Source organism: Paenibacillus sp. sg306046 (assembly GCF_059821225.1).
On sequence record NZ_JCAMRT010000012.1, the window covers coordinates 137,965 to 158,991 of the forward strand.

Below are 21,027 nucleotides of genomic sequence, written 5' to 3' on the forward strand. Positions count from 1 at the left end.
TGAGGAGTGAAGCCGATGGTTAAAGACACAAGCCTATCAAACCGATTATTTGATGGCATTAATTACAGTCTGCTGGTTCTGATCTCGGCGGTGTCGGTTTTGCCGTTTCTGTACGTGCTGGCCGTATCGTTTACAAGCCCGCAAGAGGTCGCTCGCGGCGGATTGATCCTGTTTCCGCGGGAATGGTCGCTGTCCGCTTACCGGTATATTTTCTCGACGGATACGTTGATGCGCAGTATGTTTGTGTCCATCTACGTGACGGTGGTCGGAACGATGATTAATTTGCTGTTCACGTCGCTGATGGCCTATCCGCTGTCGCGGCCGCGGCTCAGAGGCCGCCAGGGCGTGCTGCTTGCTGTCCTGTTTACGATGCTGTTCAGCGGCGGAATGATTCCGACTTATTTTGTCGTCAAGGGACTCGGGATGATCAATAGTTTATGGTCGCTGATGATTCCGAGCGCGATCAGCGCCTTCAATCTGATCGTGCTGAAAAACTTCTTCCAGCAAATTCCCGAAGGGCTGGAGGAGTCGGCCAAAATCGACGGGTGCAGCGATGTGGGGGTGTTTTTCCGGATCGTCCTGCCGCTGTCCATGCCTGCGATGGCTACCTTCGGTTTGTTTTACGCGGTTACGCACTGGAATACCTTTTTCAATGCGGTGCTTTACATTAATGACGGCGCAAAATGGCCGATTCAGGTGCTGCTGCGGGAGATCGTCATCCTGTCGCAGACGAGTGTCGGGGATACCTCCTTCGATGAGCGGGAAATTCAGCCGCTGACGATTCGAATGGCCGCGATTGTATTTGCTACCGTACCGATTTTGATCGTGTATCCGTTTTTGCAAAAGCATTTTGCCAAGGGCGTGATGCTCGGCTCTGTGAAGGGCTAGGCACCCCGCCAGGCTTCCTATAGCTTCATAGCTTGCCAAATGCCAACTTATACAGGTAGAGGGGGATTATCTATGTCTTACGTAAAACGTTCCATCGCCATGACGACCGCTGTTCTCGTATTGGCCGGCTGCTCCTCGCAGCCAGCGGCTCCATCCACAGACGGCGCAGCCGCGCCGCAGAGCGGGCCGTTCCCGATTACGATTGCGATGCCGCAGGTCGGGGAAGTTCCGACAAAGGGCAACAAGATCGAGCAGGAAATCGAGAAGTATACAAACACAAAGCTTGATATCCAGTGGATTCCGTCCTCGGCGTTCAATGAGAAGGTCAGCGTCATGATTGCGTCGGATGAAATGCCGAAGGTGATGAAGGTCAACTACGTGCCGACGGTGATCAGCTCGATTAAATCGGGTCTGTTCTGGGAGGTTGGTCCTTACCTGAAGGACTATAAAAACCTGAGCGTGCAAAATAAGCAGCACTACGATAATATTTCGGTGGACGGCAAAGTATATGGCATCCCGAACTTCCGCGATATTGCCCGGGCGACGTTTACGTACCGTCAGGACTGGCTGGATGCGCTCGGCATGAAGCCTCCGAAAACGCTGGACGACTGGTATGAGGTTCAGAAGGCGATGGTTAAAAACGACCCGGACAAAAACGGTAAGGATGATACCTACGGTCTTGTCTTGTGGAAGCAGTATGCCGAAGGCGCATCTGCGCTGCTGACCCGGATCGCGGTGAGCAACGGCGGCGTGAACCGTTGGGGCGAGGTGGACGGCAAGCTGCAGCCGGAGTTTATGACCAAGCCGTATGTCGATACGCTGAAGCTGTTCCGCAAGCTGTATGCCGAGAAGCTGATCAACCAGGATTTTGCGGTGCTGGATGGCACCGAGGGCGCTAAATTGTTCGATTCCGGCCGCGCCGGGCTCGGCAACTCGGTCGCAGCGGCAGGGAAAAGCCAGCAGGACCGCTTGTCCCAGTCGAATCCGAACGGCGTCGTTGACTTTGCTCCGTTTGAAGGCCCGAACGGCATTCGCCTGGCCGGCGAGCCGGGGCATAACGGCTTCCTGGTGATTCCGAAGTCGGCAGTCAAGACGGAGGCGGAGCTCAAGCAGGTGCTAACCTTCCTCGACAAGCTGCTTGACGAGCCGATGGCGACGCTGCAGATGCGCGGAATTGAAGGGACTCATTTTACGACGAATGCCGAAGGCAAGACGGAATACAAGGACTTTGCGCTGTTCCAGCGTGAGGTGAAGCCGTATCGGGATAATTTGCTTAATATCGAAGGCTACAACGTGAAGCCGCTCAAGGATACCGCCCTGGGCGAAAAAGCGACCAAGATGGTGCGTGACAACATTCAATACGTCGTGCCAAATCCGGTATTGACCTTGAGCTCGGCGATGTATGCGGAACGCGGCGTTGAGCTGGATCAGATGATTACCGATTCCCAGACGAAATATATCATGGGCAAAATTGATGACGCAGGCTGGCAGCAAGAGGTTGACAAATGGCTGAAGGCCGGCGGCGAGCAAATGATCAAGGAATATCAGGAAGCGTATACGAAGCTGAAAAAATAAAGCTGTTCGGAGCAGTAACGGGCAACCCGCCGCAAATCGGCGATGGACGGCGCGTGAGGATTGTGATACTTTGGGGGCAGACCCTTAAGCGGTCTGACTCCAGGAGAAGGCTCCTTCGGGGGCTTTTCTTCGCTTCTGCCCCGGCAGCAGCTGTTGGGGTATGCATTTGGTTGACCAAGGAGGCCCGTCATGCGTACGTTTCTGCTCCGCTTACTAAGCTTCAGTATGATTGTAGGAATGATCCCCGTCATTTCGATTGCGGCGATTTCTTATTATATTGCTTCACGGGACGTGGAGACGAAGGTGCAGGAGAGCAATCTGCAAATTTTGCTGCAAACCCAGATGCGCGTCGAACAGATGCTGCAGATGACGGAGAAGTCGATGCAGCAGCTGGCCAATTCGCCGACGGCCAAGAAGGCGCTGAATGAAAGCTTGACGCAGGACGATTTTTTGCAGGTTCGGGAGCTGACAAATGCGTTGACAGGCTTGCGGACGTCCGTCATGGTCAAGCAGGCATTTTTCGTCAATGTCGAGAAGGATTGGCTGATCAGCTTTGACTTGTTCACGCGGGCCAGCGACTTCGCGCAAGCCGCGCTGCTGAGGCGTTATGCGCATGAGCCGAAAAGCATTTTTGTCGCAACCGATCCGCAGCCTTTGCCGGACAGTAATTTGGAACCGCTTTCCGCCGGTGAAACGGCAACGTCGATTCATATCGTGCATAAAATTCCGCTTATTCCGCAGCTTTCGCCGCCGCGGGCGCTGCTGATCGTACCGATTCAGAAAAAGGATATTCAAGGGCTGCTTGCCAAATCAAGTGGCTTCGGCACCAGCTATGTGATTGACGAGAAGGGCCGCGACTTTTTGTCCGCGACCGCAGGCCAGCCGGGGTACGAGGCGATCAACAGCAGCATTATCGGACAGCTTGGCGACGAAGCGGCGAACCGCGGCTCGTTCCGGACGAAGCTGGGCGATACGCCGGTGATCGTAAGCTTCATCTCATCCGGGTACAACCGCTGGACGTATGTGTCCGTTGCTTCCATTGAGGAAATTACCCGGCAGACACGGAGCATCGGTCTGATTACGCTGATTGCGTGCCTGCTGATTACGGCGGTTGTGCTGCTGGTGGCGTATTACGGCAGCCGCCGCATGTACAAGCCGATCGGCAGCCTGTTCGAGTTCAGCCGCCAGCTCAGCGACGAAGCGGCGCCGCAAGCCCGGAAGCGGCCGGATGAGCTGACGTATATTGAGGAGAGCCTGCGTTCGTTATCCCGGACGCGCAGCCAGCTCCAGCAGCAGGTGGCGGGCCAGTCCGGCCAGCTCAAGGAATTTTTGCTGCTGAAGCTGTTCACCGGCCAGATGAAGGGGCAGGAATTCAAGCAGCAGGCCGAGCTGTACGGCTTTGCCCAGCCGTATGGGCAGCTGGTTGTGATGACGCTCCAGATGGACTCGCTGCAGCATACCCGGTTCAGCGAGCCGGACAAGGAGCTGCTGCTGTTTGCGATCAACAATATGGTCGGGGAGCTGCTGCCGCCGGAATGCCGCTACAACCCGATTCTGCTGGAGCAATCGCAGGTTACGCTGCTGACTTTGCCGATGGATGAGGAGCAGGCGGGGCGGGAGTGGCTGTACGGGACGGCGGAGCAGCTCCAGCAGCAGGTGGACGGCTACCTGGGCTTGCAGGTGAGCGTAGGCTTGAGCCGTCCGTTCACGAGTCTGGCTGATACAGTGAGGGCGTATGGTGAAAGCCTGGCGGTGCTGAAGCGCCGAAGCGGGCTGGCTGACGGCATCATTGTGCAGTATCAGGAGCCGGAGACGGAGCAGGGGACGGATAAGGCGGTTTTCTCGCATCTGAAGGCGCTGGAGGGCCGGATTCTCCATCATCTGAAGGGCGGCGAGCCCGACAAGCGGGACGCCGCGCTGGAGGAGCTGCTGGACGCGCTGTTCGAAAATGAAACGTACTGGCGCGAGCATCTGATTGTGCTGCTGCAGCTGGCGTCCCGGGTATTGGAGCTGCCGCAGGAGCAGGGCGTAGCTGCAGGCAGCTTGCTGCAGGGCGAGAAGCCGGTTGAGCAGCTGCTCAAGCTGCAGTCGCGCGAGGAGATCACGCGCTGGTTCCGGGACCATCTGTTCCATCCGGTATCCGATCTGCTGCAGGAGCAGTGGGAGTCGCAGGTCGGCCATCTGGCGAACCGGCTGCTGGAGCTGATTCACGACGGGTATGACCAGGACATCTCGCTGGAGTCATGCGCGCGCCAGCTGAGCTACCATCCGGTGTACGTGAGCCGGGTGTTCAAGAAGCATGTCGGCGTGCCGTTCAGCGACTACTTGTCCGATTACCGGATGAAGCAAGCGATGGAGATGCTGGAGCGGACACCTATGAAAATCGCGGAAATCAGCGCGAAGCTGCAGTATAAAAACATGAGCGCCTTCATTCGCGCCTTCCGCAAGGCGACCGGCCAGACGCCGGGACAATACCGTGAGGAGCGGGGAGGGTAGCGGCGCTTGTCTGACGAGCTTGGGGGTTGGACGGGGCCGTTGGCAAACGGAGCACACACAGGGCCAATCGCAGAAGGGTGAGCAGTGCTGCGGTTTCTCGCAGCTTTGTCTTAAGCGATTGCCCTGCGTGCAAGACCGCATCAGCGGGACGGGGGCGGCGCGTTCATCGCCGCGTAATTAAGCATGACCGTTGCATAGCCGATCACGGCGCCGAGCAAGGTCACCGACCAGCCGAGATGAAAGGCAAACGGGAATATAATCAAGCCGATACCGCACAGCAGCGACAGCCAATTGTGGCCGGAGGCCCAGCCGTGGCGGCTGCGTGCGGAGATGGAGGCGAAAAACTGAAGCAGTCCGAGCGCAATGCTGGTCCAGAGGGCCGTTTGATTGTCGGCGAACGACCCCCACCAGGGGGATGAGGCGAAAAACAGGCCGAGACAGGCGGCAAGTCCATTATACAAGGCCATCCGATCTCACCATCCTTTCCACAAAGTAGGAGGGGCGGCAAGCACGGGACGATGCCCCTGTTATAAAATATGCAAGCGATTGCAAAAAAGCGTCGAAGTTGATTAAATTTTTTTATTGCCTGGGCATAGGTTGGACGCTGTGTATAACCTTGTCCACATCTTCGTCCCAACGTGACAGGCAATCCGCAGTGGTTATTAACATGCTGCACACAGGTTGTGCACAAGCGAATGTGGATAACAGAACGCTTGTTCTAGATTTCGCGGCATGGTAATATAACTTTACTTTGAATGAAGTAAGGTGATGACCTGTGAAATTGATCAATGATGAGATTTTGGTGGATTCGTACTTTAAGGCGCTGGAGCTTAAACTTGAAGCAGAATTTGTCCAACTATTGCTAGAAGAGATCAATCGTCGTCAGCTTGATGTAAACTTCTTTCGGAATGGCGGTGCGCAGGTCAGTTGACTTGCGCTTTTTTTTTTGCGCAGGCGCGGAGTCAAGCTGCTGTTGCTAGGAGGACATAGAGGTAAGGCGAAGGCTGGAAGATCGGAGCGTGGCACGCTCGGGAACCTGAGGTCGGCTGAACGCAAAGCAAACAGCCCGCCGCCGGCTAAGCGGCAACGGGCTGTTCGGAAGGTGATGCATCTACATCTTCAGGTTCGAGCTATGTCCAGGGGACAGCTTGGCCGTCGGGTCGATGTAAACCTTGGCATTGTTGATCGCAGTTGGAGCTTCGCCGAAGCCGACAGCAATCAGCTTGAGCTTGCCCGGATACGTCGTAATGTCGCCGGCTGCGAAAATGCCCGGAATGTTCGTCTCCATGCGGGAGTCGACGACGATCGAGCCATTTTCGATTTGCAGTCCCCATTCGCCAATCGGGCCGAGGGAGGAGACGAAGCCAAAGTTGACGATGACTGCGTTGACATCAACGACGGTTTGCTCGCCGGTTTTGATGTTATTCAGCACAACGGAGGAAATGTGATCATCGCCATGCAGCGACACAATTTCCGTAGGCGTCAAAATGTTAACCTTGGAGTTCATCAGGTTTTCTACACTGTGCTCGTGTGCGCGGAACTTATCGCGGCGGTGAATCAGCGTCACTTCCTTAGCGATCGGCTCCAGCATAAGCGCCCAGTCCACTGCGGAGTCGCCGCCGCCGCTGATAAGTACCTTCTGGTCTTTGAATTTGTGCAGGTCGCTGACGAAGTAGTGCAGGTTTTTCTTCTCGTATTGAGCCGCTTCCGGCAGCTCCAGTCTTCTTGGCTCGAACGCGCCTACGCCGCCCGTGATAATGACGGCTTTGGACTGGTGTACGCCTTTGTCCGTCGTAACTTCAAACAGACGCTCGTCCTTTTTCTCAACCTTCAGCACTTTTTCTTCCAGGCAAATGTTGATGTCCTTGAAGTGCTTCATCTGGGCGTCCAGGTTGTTGACCAGTTCCTGAGCCGTTACTTTCGGGAAGCCGGCTACATCATAGATGTATTTTTCCGGGTAAAGCGCTGCGAGCTGCCCGCCGAGCTGGGGCATACTTTCGATCAGCTTGACGGAAGCCTGGCGCATACCGCCGTAAAATGAAGCGAACATCCCGGCAGGGCCGCCGCCGATGACAATAATGTCTACAATTTCGTTACTCATGAAAATAAAAGCACCTCCGGTACGGTTATGAATCCATTCTATTATAAACGCACGTTTCACGCATGAAAATACGAAAGAGAATAATTATCAATTAAAAGTTGGTTGCGTTCATAATTTTTTCATATCCCTTTCACTTTTCGAAATGATATTGACATATTTGTGTGCTTTTTGTAATGAAAATAACACTTGCTATTTCACACGTAACATTATATCATTTTTTAAGAATTGGTCTTTTCTGCGCTTTTACGGGATGTACCCGGACACTTGATATTTTTTCCGTGGGCTGCCCACACTAACCTATAATAACCTTAACTGAATAAAGATAAACTTGGTTTCGATATAGATTGTGTAAAATTTCACAAATATTTTTGGAAATACCTACAACACAAAATAGAAAAACTACCTAGGATGGAAGGGATAGATCATGAGTCGAATTCCAAGAATTGTGATTTTGGGTGCCGGTTATGGCGGGATTGTAACGGCGATCCGGCTGCAAAAAGAGCTGAATTATAACGAGGCGGACGTTACGCTTGTCAATAAACATGATTATCATTACATCACCACTCATCTTCATATGCCGGCTGCGGGAACGGACAATCCGGAGAATGCGCGGGTGAACATTCTCAAGCTGATTGACGAGTTCAAAATCGACTTTGTCAAATCGACCGTGGTTCAGATCCGCCCCCAGGAGAAAAAAGTAATTTTGGAAGAAGGCACATTGTCGTATGACTATCTGGTAATTGGTCTTGGCGGCGAGCCGGAAACATTTGGCATCCCGGGCTTGAAAGAGCACGCGATGAACATTCGTTCCATTAACAGCGTACGTTTTATCCGCGAGCACATTGAATACCAGTTCGCGAAGTTCAAGCGCGAGCCTGGGCGCACCGATTATTTGACCTTTATCGTCGGCGGCGCCGGCTTTACCGGAATCGAATTTGTGGGCGAGCTGGCGGACCGTATTCCGGAGCTGTGCAAGGAATTCGACGTGGACCCGTCCGTCGTGAATATTTATAATGTGGAAGCGGCGCCGACGGCTTTGCCGGGCTTTGATCCGGAGCTGGTTGATTACGCGATGAACGTATTGACGAATAAAGGCGTGACCTTCAAAATCGCAACCGCGATCAAGGAATGTACGCCGGAAGGCGTCGTTCTGGCGACAGGCGAGGAAATTCGTTCCTCGACGGTCATCTGGACTGGCGGTATCCGCGGCAATCGCATGCTCGATGAAGCGGGCTTCGAAACGATGCGCGGCCGGATCAAGGTGGACGACACGCTGCGCATTCCGGGTCACGAAAACATTTACGTGCTCGGCGACTGTTCGATCGTCATGAACCCGGAGGGACGTCCTTATCCGCCGACTGCACAAATTTCGATGCAGCAGGCTGATGTGTGCGCGCACAATCTGGTGTCGCAGATTCGCAATTCGGAGCTGAAAAGGTTCGAATATAAGCCAAAGGGCACCGTTGCCTCGCTCGGCCGCGGGGAAGCGATCGGTATCGTCGGCTCCCGTAAAATTAAGGGCGGCGTGGCGGCTGTGATGAAAAAAATTATTGATGTCCGTTATTTATATACAATCGGCGGTATCCCGCTGGTGCTGAAGAAAGGTCGTTTCTAGGCTATGCGTCATTGCAGCGTGCAGGTGCGCGGGTTGCTGACCCGGGAGGAGCTGGACCGGTATAACGCCTTGATCGAAGTCGGCCACTTTCTGGAGGAGCAGCAGCGTTACGATCTGGTCGCTCCGGTTCAGAAGGAAATCGACATTTTGATTATGCCGGCTATCGAGCGGCTGAAGGAACAGTCACGTCAGCGTGACCGCGATACGGAGCAATATTTGCGGCAAAAAGCGCTGGAGCAGGAGCTCGCCAGGCTTGCGGAGGAAGACGAGGATTAAGCGTTCTGAAGGGATTTCCATAAAAAAATGACCTCTCTTTCCACTTTACGGTGGAAGCTGAGGTCATTTTTGGGTTGTCCCAAGGACGCGAGCGCTCCCGGGACAACCCTTGTCTTATGCGCACTGGCGCAAGCGAGTACTGATGGAGCAGCAGTTGCAGCGTCGCGGCGGCTTACAGGCGGGCTAGCCGCAGCATGACACGGCCGCTTACGCCGGCCCAACTGCTGCATGACAACGCTGCTTATAGCTTGAGAAGGCTGGCTGTCTTGTCCGCGTCAAGCAGGTTGCCGACGTAGAAGTCGCCAAAGTCGCCGAAGCGGGCGCTTGTTTCGTCGAAGCGCATTTCGGTCACGATTTTCTTGAATTGCAGCGCATCGTCGGCGAACAGCGTTACGCCCCATTCCCAGTCGTCCAGCCCGATCGAGCCGCCGATAATTTGCTTCACCTTGCCTGCATACGTGCGGCCAATCGTCCCGTGTCCGCGCATAAAGGTGCGGCGCTCGTCCGTGCTGAGCATGTACCAGTTGTCCTGGCCGTCGCGGCGCTTGTTCATCGGGTAGAAACAAATATGGTTGGCCTTAGGCAAAATTGGCTTCAGGCGCGCCAAAATATCCGGGTCCTGCATCGGATCTGTGCCTGGCTTGGCCATATACCCGCCGAGCTCGACAACCGATATGTAGGAATAAGTCGGAATGGTCACCTGGGCGAACAGCGTTTTGTTAAACGCCGTTTCTAGCTCGTTCAGTTCCTCCAGCGTTTCACGCAAATGCATAAAGACGAAGTCGGCCTTCTGACCAACAACCGAATAAAAAGCGGTGCTGCCAAGCTTCTGGTCCTCGGTTGCCTGGTATTGCTTGAGCAGCGACAGCAGCTCATCCTCTGCGCGGCCCCGCTCCTGGGCGCTCAGGCTTCTCCAAGCGTTCCAGTCAATCGCGCGGAAATCATGCAGGCTGTACCAGCCCTCCAGCGTATGTACGGCTTCACTCATCGTTTTTCTCTCCCTTGGTTCGCAGCGTCGCGAGACGGGTGTAGCCCGGCTTGTCGCCTGCTGCTTAATTACAGCTTGACTTGTTTCATTGTAGCTAAAGAAACGTGTCAGGGCAACTCGCGGCTTCGAGGAATCGCGCTGATTTGGCCGTAAGGGAAGCCAATAGTGACAAAGTGTTCACAAGCCGCGAAAGCGCACACTTTACCGTCGGCCGGATTTGATTATAATAGTAAGAGAGACTGTCAAAAGGAGTTGTCCGCTTTGCTGCAATTGATGATTGTGACGGTGCTGCTGTTTGTGCTGTTTTTCGGGCTTGGGTTTATTTTGAACATGCTGATGAAAACGACATGGTTCCCTATATACGGATACATTGCGCTTGTGATCTTTCTGGTGATCTACTGGGGCTGGGGAACAGGCTCGCTGGGCGAAAATATTGCGGAATATTCGGTATTTGACTATGTGCCGGCTGTCGGCGGACTGATTGGCGCCGTGCTGAGCGGCTCGACGATCAAAGCTTTACGCTCCAAGGGCTATAAGATGTTTTAGGGAAGGCTCGTCCATGAAAGGACGCAGCCTTCTTTTTCTTCTACAACGTTGTCGAAGGCTGTGCTAAAATGGAGAATAACACTTGGGAACGAGGATGGGGTTGGGAACGTTTTGAGAATGACCAATATGTTGCATTTTTCGGAGTATCACCGCTTTGTAGTCGTGCGTGACTTTGCGCTGAGCAGTCTGGATTACAAGATGCTGACGGCCATGTACCAGCCGATGGTCGGCGCTTACGCGGTGAGCTTGTACCATACGTTGTACCACCAGCTTCCGGGGGACAAGACGGGCTGCTCCGAGATTGAACAGCAGCGCAAGCTGTTTCTTGCGATGGAGCTGGAGGCGGGCGAGCGCGGACGCAAATGGTTTATCGAGCAGACGTCCAAGCTGGAGGCTGTCGGACTGCTGCGCACGTCGCGCCGATTCGCCGCCGCATCGGAGGACTATGTGTATGAATACGAATTGTTTGAGCCGCTGACGCCGCGCGAGTTTTTCAAAAACCATCATCTGACGCTGCTGCTGCGCGACAAAATCGGAAAATATGCGATTTTTGCATTGCGAGACGAGCTGATCGTGCCGGAGGCGGACGAGCTGAAGCGGTCCAATACGGAAAATTTGTCGGTGCCGTTTTATGAGCTGTTCAGGCTCAGTGCGGAGGTGGACCCGGAGCTGGAGCAGGCGTTTTTTGAGTCGGCCGCGACACTTGTCGACGAGCGTAAGCCGGAGGTGGTGAACAAGGGGTTCACCTATGCCGAAATCATTATCCGTTTCCCGCATGATTCGCTGAATCGCGAATTTGTGGAGAGCTTGAAGTACGAGCAGGAGCAGTTGGCGACCTTGAATTATGTAGCGAAGAAATACGGCTTGTATTTAACGGATGTGTGCAAGCTGTTGGACGAGGACGGCGTATTTGACGAAGAAGGCAGACTTGTGCTGGAGCTGCTGCAGCATCGGGCGAACCAGGTATTCCGTCAGGACAAGAAACGGAGTGAGGATCGCGTCCGGCTGCTCGGCAAGCAATCCGGCGGCGGCAGAGAGGCTGCTTCTGGCGAAAGCCGGAGCGGCGCTCAGGCAGGACAAGGGACAGATAAGCCGGTGGAGATGTCGTATTATCTCGACGTGCCCGATCTGTTCCAGGGCGAGTGCAACCAGCACCAGTACAACTACATTTTGCGGAATGAGCCGTATACGTTTCTGTTGGAGAAAATTTTCTCGCGCGGGACGGTACCGGACGGCCTGTTAGATACGCTGTCGCGCGTGGAGCTGAATTACGGGCTGCGCGAGGAAGTCATTAATGTCCTTATTCATTTTATTTATATTACGAAACGTTCATGGTCTAAAAAATATATGGAAGCCATCGTTACCGATATGCTGGGCAAGCAGGTCGGCACCTTCGAGCAGGCGGTCGGGTATGTGCGGGAGCAGATGGAATATAGCGAAAAGAAGGCGCGTGCGTCCAAGCCCGCGTCCGCTTTCAACGGCTCTTCCGCTGGACGCAGCACGCGTGGCGGCGGGCGGCAGAAGCCGGCCATCCCGGTTGTGCAGGAGGGGACCAAGCCGGCCCGGACCGTGTCGGAGGCCGAACGCGAGGAGCTGCGCCGCAAGGCCAGGCTGCTGGACGGCAAGGCGTAGTGCAGCGTGGCGGCGCACATTGGCGGAACGGTTTTCGTTCGGACAACCGACAGTGCTGCAGACGGCGCTTGCCCTGGCTTGATGCCGGGCCGGTTCACGAGCCTGGTTCTGCCGGCGCTTGCCTGAATGACGGGGCGGGACGATGCGCTTCACAAGGAGGTGCTGCGAGGAATGACGATGGAATCGCTGGGAGATTTGCTGCGCGGCGGCGTATCCGGCCGCAAGCTGCTGCAGCAGGCGGAGGAAAAGGCGCGTGAGATCGCGGCTGACCCGCTTATTGTAAAGCTGCGGCAGAAGCATCCGGAGCTGGACCGGCAGACGATCAAGCTGAACTTAAACAAGCTGCATCAATATGTACGCGAGCATGGGAGCTGCAGCAGCTGTCCGGGGCTCGATAAGTGCCCGAACGATATGGAAGGGCATTATACGATGCTGCGGATCGAGCCGGGCGAAGATTGGACGAGGGTGTACGATCATAAGGTTGCCTGTAAGAAGTTTATCGCGCAGGCGGCGCAGGATGCGGTGCGCAGCCGCATTCGCAGCTTTTATGTCGATGAACGGGCGTTGTCGCACGGGTATTCCTCCATCGAGATTTTGGAGAAGGACGAGGAGCGGGAGCTTGCCGTTCAGCAGGTGTTTGATTTTATTCTCAAGGTACGGCAGGAAGGGCTGCCGCATGAAGGGCTGTACGTCAGCGGGCAGCTCGGCACCGGCAAAACGTTTCTCATGTGTTATTTGCTCTATGAGCTGGCGAAGGATGGTTATACGGGCGCGATTGTGTATATGCCGGACTTTGCCGAGGATCTGAAATCCATGTTTCAGGACCCGCTCAAGCTCAAGGAAACGATCGACGCGCTGAAGGAAACGGACCTGCTTGTATTTGACGATATCGGTGCGGAGAACCTGAATCCGTGGCTGCGAGATCATGTGATGGGGGCGATTTTGAACTACCGGATGAATCGCAAGCCGACCTTCTTCACCTCGAACTATGAGCTGGACGCGCTGGAGCAGCATTTCAGCTTCACCAGCAAGGACGGCGACGAGGAGTTTAAAGGCAGGCGGATTATGGACCGTATCCGTCCGTTTGTGGACGTAGTCGAGGTGACAGGCTACAACAAGCGGGGGAAGGGGCGCCAGGGCTGAGCATGAGCATACCCGGCTGAGTCGCCGCCCGGCCTGCTTGCGAGAACAGACGGCGGAGGCCGCCCGACTTGGCGTAATCAGCTAAACTACGCTGCACAACGTCCGGCAGACGGCGAAGTGTCGCTTCTCTGGCATCCGCTTGCCGGAGCACATACAAAAAAACTGAGCTTCCGCTTTCGGGAGGCTCAGTTTTTTTGTATGTGCTTGTTTGTCCGCTGCGCGCAGCGGGGAAGCCGATTACTTGACAAGCAGCGAAATGACCGTTGCCGCGACTGCGATGACGAGCAGAACGCCAAAAAAAACGCCAAAGCCCAGTCCTACGTCAATTAAGTCATGCCGTTGTTCCTCATACACGTGCAATTCCGGATGTCTGGCATCGTTACTCATAACAGTTCCTCCTTATCGCTTCGTGCAGCGGCTGCGTGTTTCCGGTTTAACCGGAAACACGCAGCCGCACACGTCTGGCAGCATATCGTAAGCGTATAGAGCTAGTATACCCAACTTCGCAGATTGTTGTAAAGGAGCGAAAATGACAATTGTGCAAATCGCAAGCCGGACGGTAAGCGGTTACCTTCGTGCAAACCGCGCTTCGGTTGAAAACTCGGTTCAATATGGTATACTTGACCTGTTGTAACTACCTGTTCGAGAGGAGAATGTTTCCATGGCTATCGTTAACGTAAGTGATCAATCGTTTACCGGTGAAGTTGAAGGCTCCGGTACAGTTCTTGTAGATTTCTGGGCGCCTTGGTGTGGTCCTTGCAAAATGATCGCTCCAGTTCTTGAGGAGTTGGATAAAGAAATCGGCGACAATGTCAAAATTGCCAAAGTAAACGTCGATGACAATCCGGAGTCCGCATCCCGTTTCGGCGTGATGAGCATTCCAACCTTGATCGTGTTCAAGGACGGACAGCCAGTTGACAAAATCGTTGGCTTCCAGTCCAAGGACGCGTTGAAAAACGTCATCAGCCGTCACCAATAAATGCCGGTTCGTCTAGGACAGATGAGAAAAAGCTCTTTTTCTGCTATGCTGGAAAAGAGCTTTTTTGCTGTTTGCGGGGGAGGGGAACGACATGACCGTTTCGAACGGGGGGATGAGCCAGGAGGACCGGAAAAAACGGCGTGAGGCGATCAAGACGAAGCTGTCGCTGGTGCCGGAGCTGCCTGGCTGTTATTTGATGAAAAACAAGGAAGGCACGATCATCTATGTCGGCAAGGCGAAGGTGCTGCGCAACCGTCTGCGGACGTATTTCACCGGCAGCCATACGGCCAAAACCCAGCTGCTCGTCAGCGAGATAGTGGACTTCGAATATATCGTGACGGCCAGCAATATGGAAGCGCTCATTCTGGAGTGCAACCTGATCAAAAAGCATGTGCCGCGCTACAATGTGCTGTTGAAGGACGACAAGTCTTTTCCTTATATTAAAATTACGCATGAAGCGCATCCGAAGCTTGAGGTGACGCGGCGGGTGTTCAAGGATAAGGGTAAATATTTCGGCCCGTACCCGAATGCCTATGCGGCGCAGGAAACAAAAAAGCTGCTGGACCGGCTGTATCCGCTGCGCAAATGCAATACGCTGCCCGACAAGGTATGTTTGTATTATCACCTCGGCCAATGCATTGCGCCCTGTGAATACGAAATCGCGCAAGAAACGTACGACAAGATGGTTGGCGAAATTACGCGATTTCTGAACGGCGGGCATGATGAGATCAAGGCTGAGCTTACCCGAAAAATGCACGAGGCCGCAGAGGAGCTGAACTTTGAGCGGGCGAAGGAAATGCGCGACCAGATCGTGCATATCGACGCGGTGATGGAGAAGCAGAAAATTACGACGGCCGACAAAATGGACCGGGACGTATTTGGCTTTGCCGTCGATAAGGGCTGGATGTGCGTGCAAATTTTGTACATGCGCCAAGGCAAGCTGATTGAACGGCACGCAACGATGTTCCCGTATTACGGGCAGGCGTATGACGACTTTATTTCATTTGTTACCCAGTATTACAGTGATAATCCGGCGCTGCCCAAGGAGATTTTTTTGCCGATCAGCGCCGGGGGGCAGGCGGAGGATAGCGAAGCCGCACCCGCAGGCGGCCGTGCGCCCGCACTCGCAGCCGGGACAGCAGGCATGGAGCCGGTCGAGCCGGTTGGAGCAGCGGATCACGCGCAAGAAGTGGCGCCGGGATCCGGGGCAGCTGGCGGGCCGGAAGCGAACTCGGACTTGGAGTCCGAGTCCGTCCGTGCGGATACAGCAGTTGGAGACACGGCAGCCGTATCCGGTCTGATCGCCGAGTCTGCTGCTGCTTATGAAGCAGTTGCGGCAGCCGACGAGCGTGCGGCGGTGGAGCTTGCCGGATCGACTACAGCCGATACCGCGAATGATGGAGGGCTGGCTGAGGTGAAGTCCGATGTCAAGGAAGCGCTGGAAAGCTGGCTGAAGGTACGCGTGCACATGCCTCGCCGCGGGTTGAAAAAAAACATGGTGGAAATGGCGGGCGATAATGCCCGCGTGGCGCTTAACGAAAAGTTTAAGCTGATCGAACGCGATGCGGAGCGGACGGTCCAGGCAGTGGAAAACCTCGGCAGTTATTTGGGCACCGGGACGATTCACCGGATCGAGGCGTTTGATAACTCGAATATCCAAGGCTCCGATCCGGTATCGGCGATGGTTGTCTTTACGGACGGCAAGCCGGACCGCAAGGAGTACCGCAAGTACAAGATCAAGACGGTGCAAGGCCCGGACGATTATGAAACGATGCGCGAGGTCGTGCGCAGGCGGTACGAGCGCGTGCTCAAGGAAGGGCTGCGTCTGCCCGATCTGATCGTCATCGACGGCGGACGGGGACATCTGGCCGCGGCGGTGGATGTGCTGGAAAATGAGCTGGGCTTGTTTTTGCCCGTCTGCGGCCTGGTGAAGGATGCGAAGCATAAGACGGCACAGCTGCTGATGGGTGATCCCGCCGAGGTAGTGCCGCTGCCGCGCGACAGTCAGGAGTTTTACTTGCTGCAGCGGATTCAGGACGAGGTGCACCGCTTCGCGATCACGTTCCACCGCGAGACGCGGGCCAAGTCGATGACTGTCTCAACGCTGGATTCGATCAGCGGCATCGGAGAAAAGCGGCGCAAGGCGCTGCTCAAGCATTTCGGCTCGCTGAAAAAAATCAGGGAAGCGTCCGTCGCAGACTTCAAGCCGCTCGGAATCGGCGAAAAGCTGGCGGCGCATATTTTGGCCGAGCTGAACGGGGATGAGGAGACCCAGACGCATGCTGGGGATGCTTGAGGCGTTCTTTATTAAAAGCTGTTCCTCATAGACATGGTGAAGTCTTGACGATTAGACATACTCCAAGCAGGACATAAATAGAATATTAAAAATGCGCAGTATGTACACTTTGTACATTACGTACATTTTACTCGCTGTGTTATATGATTGGAGGTAAGGAGGGATGATGATGGAAGCTTTACTAGCTACGCAGGTTCGTGCTAATATGGGCAGTTTTATTGATACTGTCGTCCGCGAGAAGCCGCAGGCGATTCGAAGAAATCGTGACCTTATTGTTGCTACTTCGTGGGAGCATATGCGTTTTTTTCTTGGTGTTTACGAGTTAAACTTTGAATTTGAACAAGATGTGGATGGTCGTTATGTCGGTAGCATTGAAGAGATTGATTTTATTGTTGCCGATGGTTCCTCCCTGGAAGAGCTTCGCTTGAACTTATCACGCCAATTAGTTGATTACGCTACAGACTATATCGCAGACTACCCGAAGTATTTTCATGCCCCCAATACGAAGGTTCATGCGCCATATATCGTTCGTGTCTTGCTTGAAGACGACATTGAATCCGTTACACGCTTGTTACACGGATATTATGCCAAGTTGGAGAGACCAAGAGCGTTGGCTCAATAAGAATGGTTATACCAGGTCAAAGAGACTGGCGGAGATAAAATATACGAAAAGACAGAACCAGACGGGACCATTCGAAGAACCGTAGTATCTAAGGGGACAGGCGACATCGGAAAAGGGTTGCTGGAAAGAATTATAAAGAAGCAACTCGGTATTATCCGAGATGAGTATAACCGTCTGAAATAGTAGAGGGATCTTGCCAGTGCGAAGTGTCTTTATGTGAATACCCGAATCAACGGTCAGCAGCGCTGCCGATGGCTCGGGTTGTTTGCGATGCGTCTTGCCGCTGAGCCAGCGGCCAGGCTGCCGCTGAGCCAGCAGCGTGGCGCTTGCTTTAAGGAAGCCGCGCTACGGGCAGCGACGGCGGGCGGCGCAGCCGTCCGTGCAGCTTGCTGAGCAGCAAGCCGACAGCCGCCGGGACAAGGAAATACGCGAAGCCTGTGGCCGCTTGCAGCGTGTTCCCGTCGTATACCAGCGACAGTCCCATCAAAATGCTGTCCATCGACGCATGGGCGAAGACGGCCGTCAGAAAGCCGTAACGGAGAAACACATACCCGAAGATGACGCCGATCACGGTGACTTCGATCAGCCGTGTATACACCGGATAAATCGGGTATTGCGTGTGGCTCATCGCCCAGATGACGCTGGGGATCAAGACGGCTACAGCCGGGCTGCGGGTCAACCGCAGCAACAGCGATACGCCGAGCAGCCGGTAAATTGCCTCCTCCGAAATGGCTGCCGACCAGGCAAGCAGCGGGAACAGCGCCGGCTGCCTCATGTTGTAGACGGAGTCGGACGGATCATTCACCGCCCACACGTCGAATACGGCCGAGGCGGACACAAACAGCATCTGCTGGACGCCGAGTATAAACAGGCCTATGACATAGCCGTCCTGCATGGATTGCTTGGCTTGCGCGCCAAAGTCGTCGTCCCTCCAGACCGGCCATGGACGTTTGCCGCTGTTTTGCATCAGCCGGCCGCCCGCGAGCATCGCGAAATACGTCGAGACGGCCATCAGCGTGACATAAATGTTGATGATCCATAAATAAAGGATAGCGTTAAGATCTGACGGGCCGCTTCCATGAGTCGTGCGGAACGCAGGCAGCATATTGAAATTGTTCAGTACGTACAAGGCGAGAAAAACAAGCGCGAGCACAAGCCCGCGGGTAAACGTAATTTGCCGCCGCTGACGGATGACGATAAAGAGCGCGGCCAGCGCCATAGCCAGCGAAGCAAGCAAGCTGATGCGGGTCAGCAAGCCGGACATGTCATCCTGCTGCTCCTGCCAGCTCAGGAAGCTGTCCGGCGGCGGAAATACCGGGCGGAAGGCGATGACCTTCCCGCCAGCGATTTGCAGCTGCAGCTCCAGCGGCGCTTCGCCGATTCGCTCCGTTTTGCTGACGAAGACAAGCACCGCTTCGCCCGCCGGGTTGCTCCTGTTACGCTGCGTGAAGCCTGCTAGGTCGAAGCCCATGTCGCGCACCGCTTGCTCGGCGGCAGCCTCCGGGCTGCTTTCCAGCGTTGGCAGCGTTTCGGTGCGGGCAGTGGGCGCTTTGTATGCGCTGAAGCTCAGCAAGCTGCCGGTCGTGAAATTTACGCCCGCATAATACGTCGCTGCGCCATCCTGAATTTCCACCTCGTAAAAATCGAGCGGGAAGCGCGCCGCGAATCGGGCTTGGTATTCCTCAGCCAGCTTCGCCTGCTGCAAGTATCCGCTGCGCGACATCGACGACTGGAACAGCGTATGGGCGGTGTACGTCTGCGACAGGCCGAAGCGGCGGTCGATGAAGGCGGCGGCCGCCTCCACGGCGGCCTGCTTGCTGATTGCAGGACCGGCCGGCGGTTTCGCGTTTTCGGAGGGACGCTTGTCGAACAACGGAGCGGCATAGGACAAGCCGAAATAAAGCAGCAGCCCGATAAGGGCGAGCAGCAGCGGGGGGCGGTGCTGAAAGGTTGGCATGGCGCACTCCTTGTCCGGTTCAAAATTAGGCCGAGTCCGGCACAGACTCATCATGTAGCCGTTGCTGGTGGGCCTGATCAGCCTGCATTTGTATTGTATTCGCAGCACAGCTCATCCATGCTTGCTGATAATTGTATGATAACACGCGTAAGAACCGGAAAAAACAAGCGAGCGCAAGCGCCGACCGTATGGGATCGCTTACATATACTGCGGACTCGCTTTATTCGCGTACAAAGGGGAAAAACAGCTTTGTACTTCTGTTCAAACCCGCTTATAATTCATATGAATTGAATCGCAAAGCCGAATTTCAAAGATGCCGCTTTTGCATCGCGCATTGAAAACGGGGGAACCATGAAACTTGGGGTGAATTCCGTGCCCGGCCGTCAGGCTGCGGGGCATGGATAGGGTGCCTGTACATCCGAATCCGACAGCTAACCTCGTAGGCTTGTATGCAGGAACCTTGTACACAGCACTGGGTTTCCCGTGCTTTTTTTGTTGTTCACAAACGGTAATGAGGTGCCCCATGAGATGAAAAAAAACGCTCACGCCGTGAAAAAATTCGAACTGACGCCGCCGCAAATTCTTGTAGCCGGCTTTGCCGCGATCGTCTTGCTGGGTACGGTGCTGCTTATGCTGCCTGTCTCGGCGGCCGACGGCAATCCGACGCCGCTGCTTGATGCGTTGTTTACGGCAACCTCGGCGACCTGTGTCACCGGACTTGTCGTGGTGGATACCGGGCTGCACTGGTCGTTGTTCGGCAAAGTGGTCATCGCCGTGCTGATCCAGGTCGGAGGTCTCGGCTTTATGACGATGTCAACCTTGTTTGCATTTATGCTTAAGAAGCGGATTTCGCTCAAGGAGCGGCTGATCCTGCAGGAAGCGATGAATCAGGGCAGCATGGAAGGCATCATACGTCTGATTCGCAAGGTGCTGATTTATTCGCTGACGATCGAAGTGGCGGCCGCGGTCGTGCTGGCGATCCGTTGGTCGTTTGACCTCGGACTGGTCCGGGGGATCGGCTACGGTGTGTTTCACGCCATTTCGTTTTTTAATAATGCGGGCTTTGATTTATTCGGCCCGGTGACGGGACCGTTTTCCGGTTTGACTGCATACGCCGCTGATGTCACGGTAAATGTCGTGTCGATGGCGCTTATTGTGCTGGGAGGACTCGGGTTTGTCGTGTTGTCGGATTTGCTGGAGCTGAGGAAAAGGTCGTTCAGGCAAAAGCATAAGCTGTCGCTGCACTCCAAGGTGGTGCTGTCGGCAAGCGGTCTGCTGATCGCGCTTGGCGCCGTCGTCATTTTTATGTTCGAATATTCCAATACGCGAACGCTTGGGCCACTCGGCTGGGACGGCAAGCTGCTGGCCTCCTTCTTTCAATCCGTATCGCCGCGGACCGCTGGCGCCAATACCGTCGATATAGCCGGGCTGCGCCAGGCGACCCAGTTTTTCATCATCATTCTGATGTTTATTGGAGCTTCGCCCGGCTCAACGGGCGGCGGAGTGAAGACGACGACGTTTACAGTGCTTGTCGGAGCCATGATGGCGATGATTCGGGGCAAGGAGGACATCGTGTTATTCCGGTACCGTCTCGGCAAAGACCGGATTTTGAAGGCGATCACGCTGACGATGCTGGCGTTGTTTCTGGTGATGACGGTGACGATGCTGCTGTCGACGACGGAGGATCACAGCTTCCTGATGATTTTGTTCGAGGTTGTCTCGGCATTCGGCACGGTCGGGCTCAGTATGGGACTGACGCCCGAGCTGTCAAGCTTCGGCAAGGTGCTGATTGCGTTTACGATGTTTGCCGGCCGTCTGGGATTGCTGACGCTTGCTTATGCGCTCACGCCCAAAGCCGAGAAAGAGCTGTACAGATACCCGGAAGGGAAAATCACCATCGGATAGGGGAAAAG

Annotated in this window: 18 protein-coding genes and 1 riboswitch; of the genes, 13 read left to right on the plus strand and 5 right to left on the minus strand. The window is 54.9% G+C overall.

From position 1 onward, the window contains the following. Positions 1-15 precede the first annotated feature (15 nt). From AC6ROY_RS14310 to AC6ROY_RS14320, 3 genes are all read left to right on the plus strand, one after another. On the plus strand, positions 16-888 hold the full coding sequence (locus AC6ROY_RS14310; RefSeq protein WP_500101217.1) for a carbohydrate ABC transporter permease: 873 nt from the start codon (positions 16-18) through the stop codon (positions 886-888). A gap of 72 nt (positions 889-960) precedes the next feature. Continuing rightward, positions 961-2,463, plus strand: coding sequence for an extracellular solute-binding protein (locus AC6ROY_RS14315; protein ID WP_500101218.1), 1,503 nt, complete (start codon positions 961-963; stop codon positions 2,461-2,463). Between the two features lie 189 nt (positions 2,464-2,652). Further along, positions 2,653-4,959, plus strand: a complete 2,307-nt coding sequence (locus AC6ROY_RS14320) for a helix-turn-helix domain-containing protein (RefSeq protein ID WP_500101219.1) — start codon at positions 2,653-2,655, stop codon at positions 4,957-4,959. Between the two features lie 140 nt (positions 4,960-5,099). On the opposite strand, the gene AC6ROY_RS14325 is transcribed toward AC6ROY_RS14320, so the two are convergent. Further along, a complete protein-coding gene (locus tag AC6ROY_RS14325; protein WP_500101220.1) occupies positions 5,100-5,426 on the minus strand; it encodes an SPW repeat domain-containing protein in 327 nt (108 codons plus the stop codon). 308 nt (positions 5,427-5,734) lie between these two features. Between AC6ROY_RS14325 and AC6ROY_RS14330 the strand changes: the two genes are divergently transcribed. Further along, complete coding sequence (locus AC6ROY_RS14330; RefSeq protein WP_500101221.1) at positions 5,735-5,890, plus strand: sporulation histidine kinase inhibitor Sda; 156 nt, start codon at positions 5,735-5,737, stop codon at positions 5,888-5,890. A 180-nt stretch (positions 5,891-6,070) separates the two neighbouring features. Here AC6ROY_RS14330 and AC6ROY_RS14335 read toward each other — a convergent pair whose 3' ends face one another. Continuing rightward, complete coding sequence (locus AC6ROY_RS14335) at positions 6,071-7,060, minus strand: NAD(P)/FAD-dependent oxidoreductase (protein WP_500101222.1); 990 nt, start codon at positions 7,058-7,060, stop codon at positions 6,071-6,073. 424 nt (positions 7,061-7,484) lie between these two features. Between AC6ROY_RS14335 and AC6ROY_RS14340 the strand changes: the two genes are divergently transcribed. Then, positions 7,485-8,675 (plus strand): NAD(P)/FAD-dependent oxidoreductase, encoded by a 1,191-nt coding sequence (locus AC6ROY_RS14340; protein ID WP_500101224.1) that lies wholly within the window; start codon positions 7,485-7,487, stop codon positions 8,673-8,675. A 3-nt stretch (positions 8,676-8,678) separates the two neighbouring features. Beyond that, positions 8,679-8,951 (plus strand): hypothetical protein, encoded by a 273-nt coding sequence (locus AC6ROY_RS14345; RefSeq protein WP_500101225.1) that lies wholly within the window; start codon positions 8,679-8,681, stop codon positions 8,949-8,951. 241 nt (positions 8,952-9,192) lie between these two features. Here the strand turns inward: AC6ROY_RS14345 and hemQ are convergent, their stop codons facing one another. Then, positions 9,193-9,939: a hydrogen peroxide-dependent heme synthase gene (gene hemQ, locus AC6ROY_RS14350; protein ID WP_500101226.1), complete on the minus strand. Its 747-nt coding sequence runs from the start codon at positions 9,937-9,939 to the stop codon at positions 9,193-9,195. A gap of 261 nt (positions 9,940-10,200) precedes the next feature. Here hemQ and AC6ROY_RS14355 point away from each other — a divergent pair, with 261 nt between their 5' ends. The 3 genes from AC6ROY_RS14355 to dnaI all read left to right on the plus strand — a co-directional run bounded on the left by AC6ROY_RS14355 (position 10,201) and on the right by dnaI (position 13,260). Continuing rightward, positions 10,201-10,485: a YuiB family protein gene (locus tag AC6ROY_RS14355; protein WP_500101227.1), complete on the plus strand. Its 285-nt coding sequence runs from the start codon at positions 10,201-10,203 to the stop codon at positions 10,483-10,485. A gap of 111 nt (positions 10,486-10,596) precedes the next feature. After that, positions 10,597-12,117, plus strand: coding sequence for a replication initiation and membrane attachment family protein (locus AC6ROY_RS14360; protein WP_500101228.1), 1,521 nt, complete (start codon positions 10,597-10,599; stop codon positions 12,115-12,117). A gap of 177 nt (positions 12,118-12,294) precedes the next feature. Then, a complete protein-coding gene (dnaI, locus tag AC6ROY_RS14365; RefSeq protein ID WP_500101258.1) occupies positions 12,295-13,260 on the plus strand; it encodes a primosomal protein DnaI in 966 nt (321 codons plus the stop codon). Between the two features lie 237 nt (positions 13,261-13,497). On the opposite strand, the gene AC6ROY_RS14370 is transcribed toward dnaI, so the two are convergent. Next, positions 13,498-13,647 carry a YqzM family protein gene (locus tag AC6ROY_RS14370; protein WP_500101229.1) on the minus strand — a complete coding sequence of 50 codons (150 nt, stop codon included), beginning with the start codon at positions 13,645-13,647 and terminating at the stop codon, positions 13,498-13,500. A gap of 274 nt (positions 13,648-13,921) precedes the next feature. On the opposite strand from AC6ROY_RS14370, the gene trxA reads away from it, so the two are divergent. The 3 genes from trxA to AC6ROY_RS14385 all read left to right on the plus strand — a co-directional run bounded on the left by trxA (position 13,922) and on the right by AC6ROY_RS14385 (position 17,157). Then, entirely contained in the window at positions 13,922-14,239 is a 318-nt protein-coding gene (trxA, locus tag AC6ROY_RS14375; protein ID WP_500101230.1) for a thioredoxin, read from the plus strand. A 91-nt stretch (positions 14,240-14,330) separates the two neighbouring features. After that, positions 14,331-16,535, plus strand: coding sequence for an excinuclease ABC subunit UvrC (uvrC, locus tag AC6ROY_RS14380; protein ID WP_500101231.1), 2,205 nt, complete (start codon positions 14,331-14,333; stop codon positions 16,533-16,535). A 163-nt stretch (positions 16,536-16,698) separates the two neighbouring features. Next, entirely contained in the window at positions 16,699-17,157 is a 459-nt protein-coding gene (locus AC6ROY_RS14385; RefSeq protein WP_500101232.1) for a RelB antitoxin-like protein, read from the plus strand. A gap of 331 nt (positions 17,158-17,488) precedes the next feature. Here the strand turns inward: AC6ROY_RS14385 and AC6ROY_RS14390 are convergent, their stop codons facing one another. Then, positions 17,489-19,114: a CPBP family intramembrane glutamic endopeptidase gene (locus tag AC6ROY_RS14390; protein WP_500101233.1), complete on the minus strand. Its 1,626-nt coding sequence runs from the start codon at positions 19,112-19,114 to the stop codon at positions 17,489-17,491. Positions 19,115-19,402: 288 nt separating this feature from the next. After that, positions 19,403-19,575, plus strand: a riboswitch (cyclic di-AMP (ydaO/yuaA leader). Between the two features lie 67 nt (positions 19,576-19,642). Between AC6ROY_RS14390 and AC6ROY_RS14395 the strand changes: the two genes are divergently transcribed. After that, positions 19,643-21,019, plus strand: a complete 1,377-nt coding sequence (locus AC6ROY_RS14395; protein WP_500101234.1) for a TrkH family potassium uptake protein — start codon at positions 19,643-19,645, stop codon at positions 21,017-21,019. Positions 21,020-21,027 lie beyond the last annotated feature (8 nt).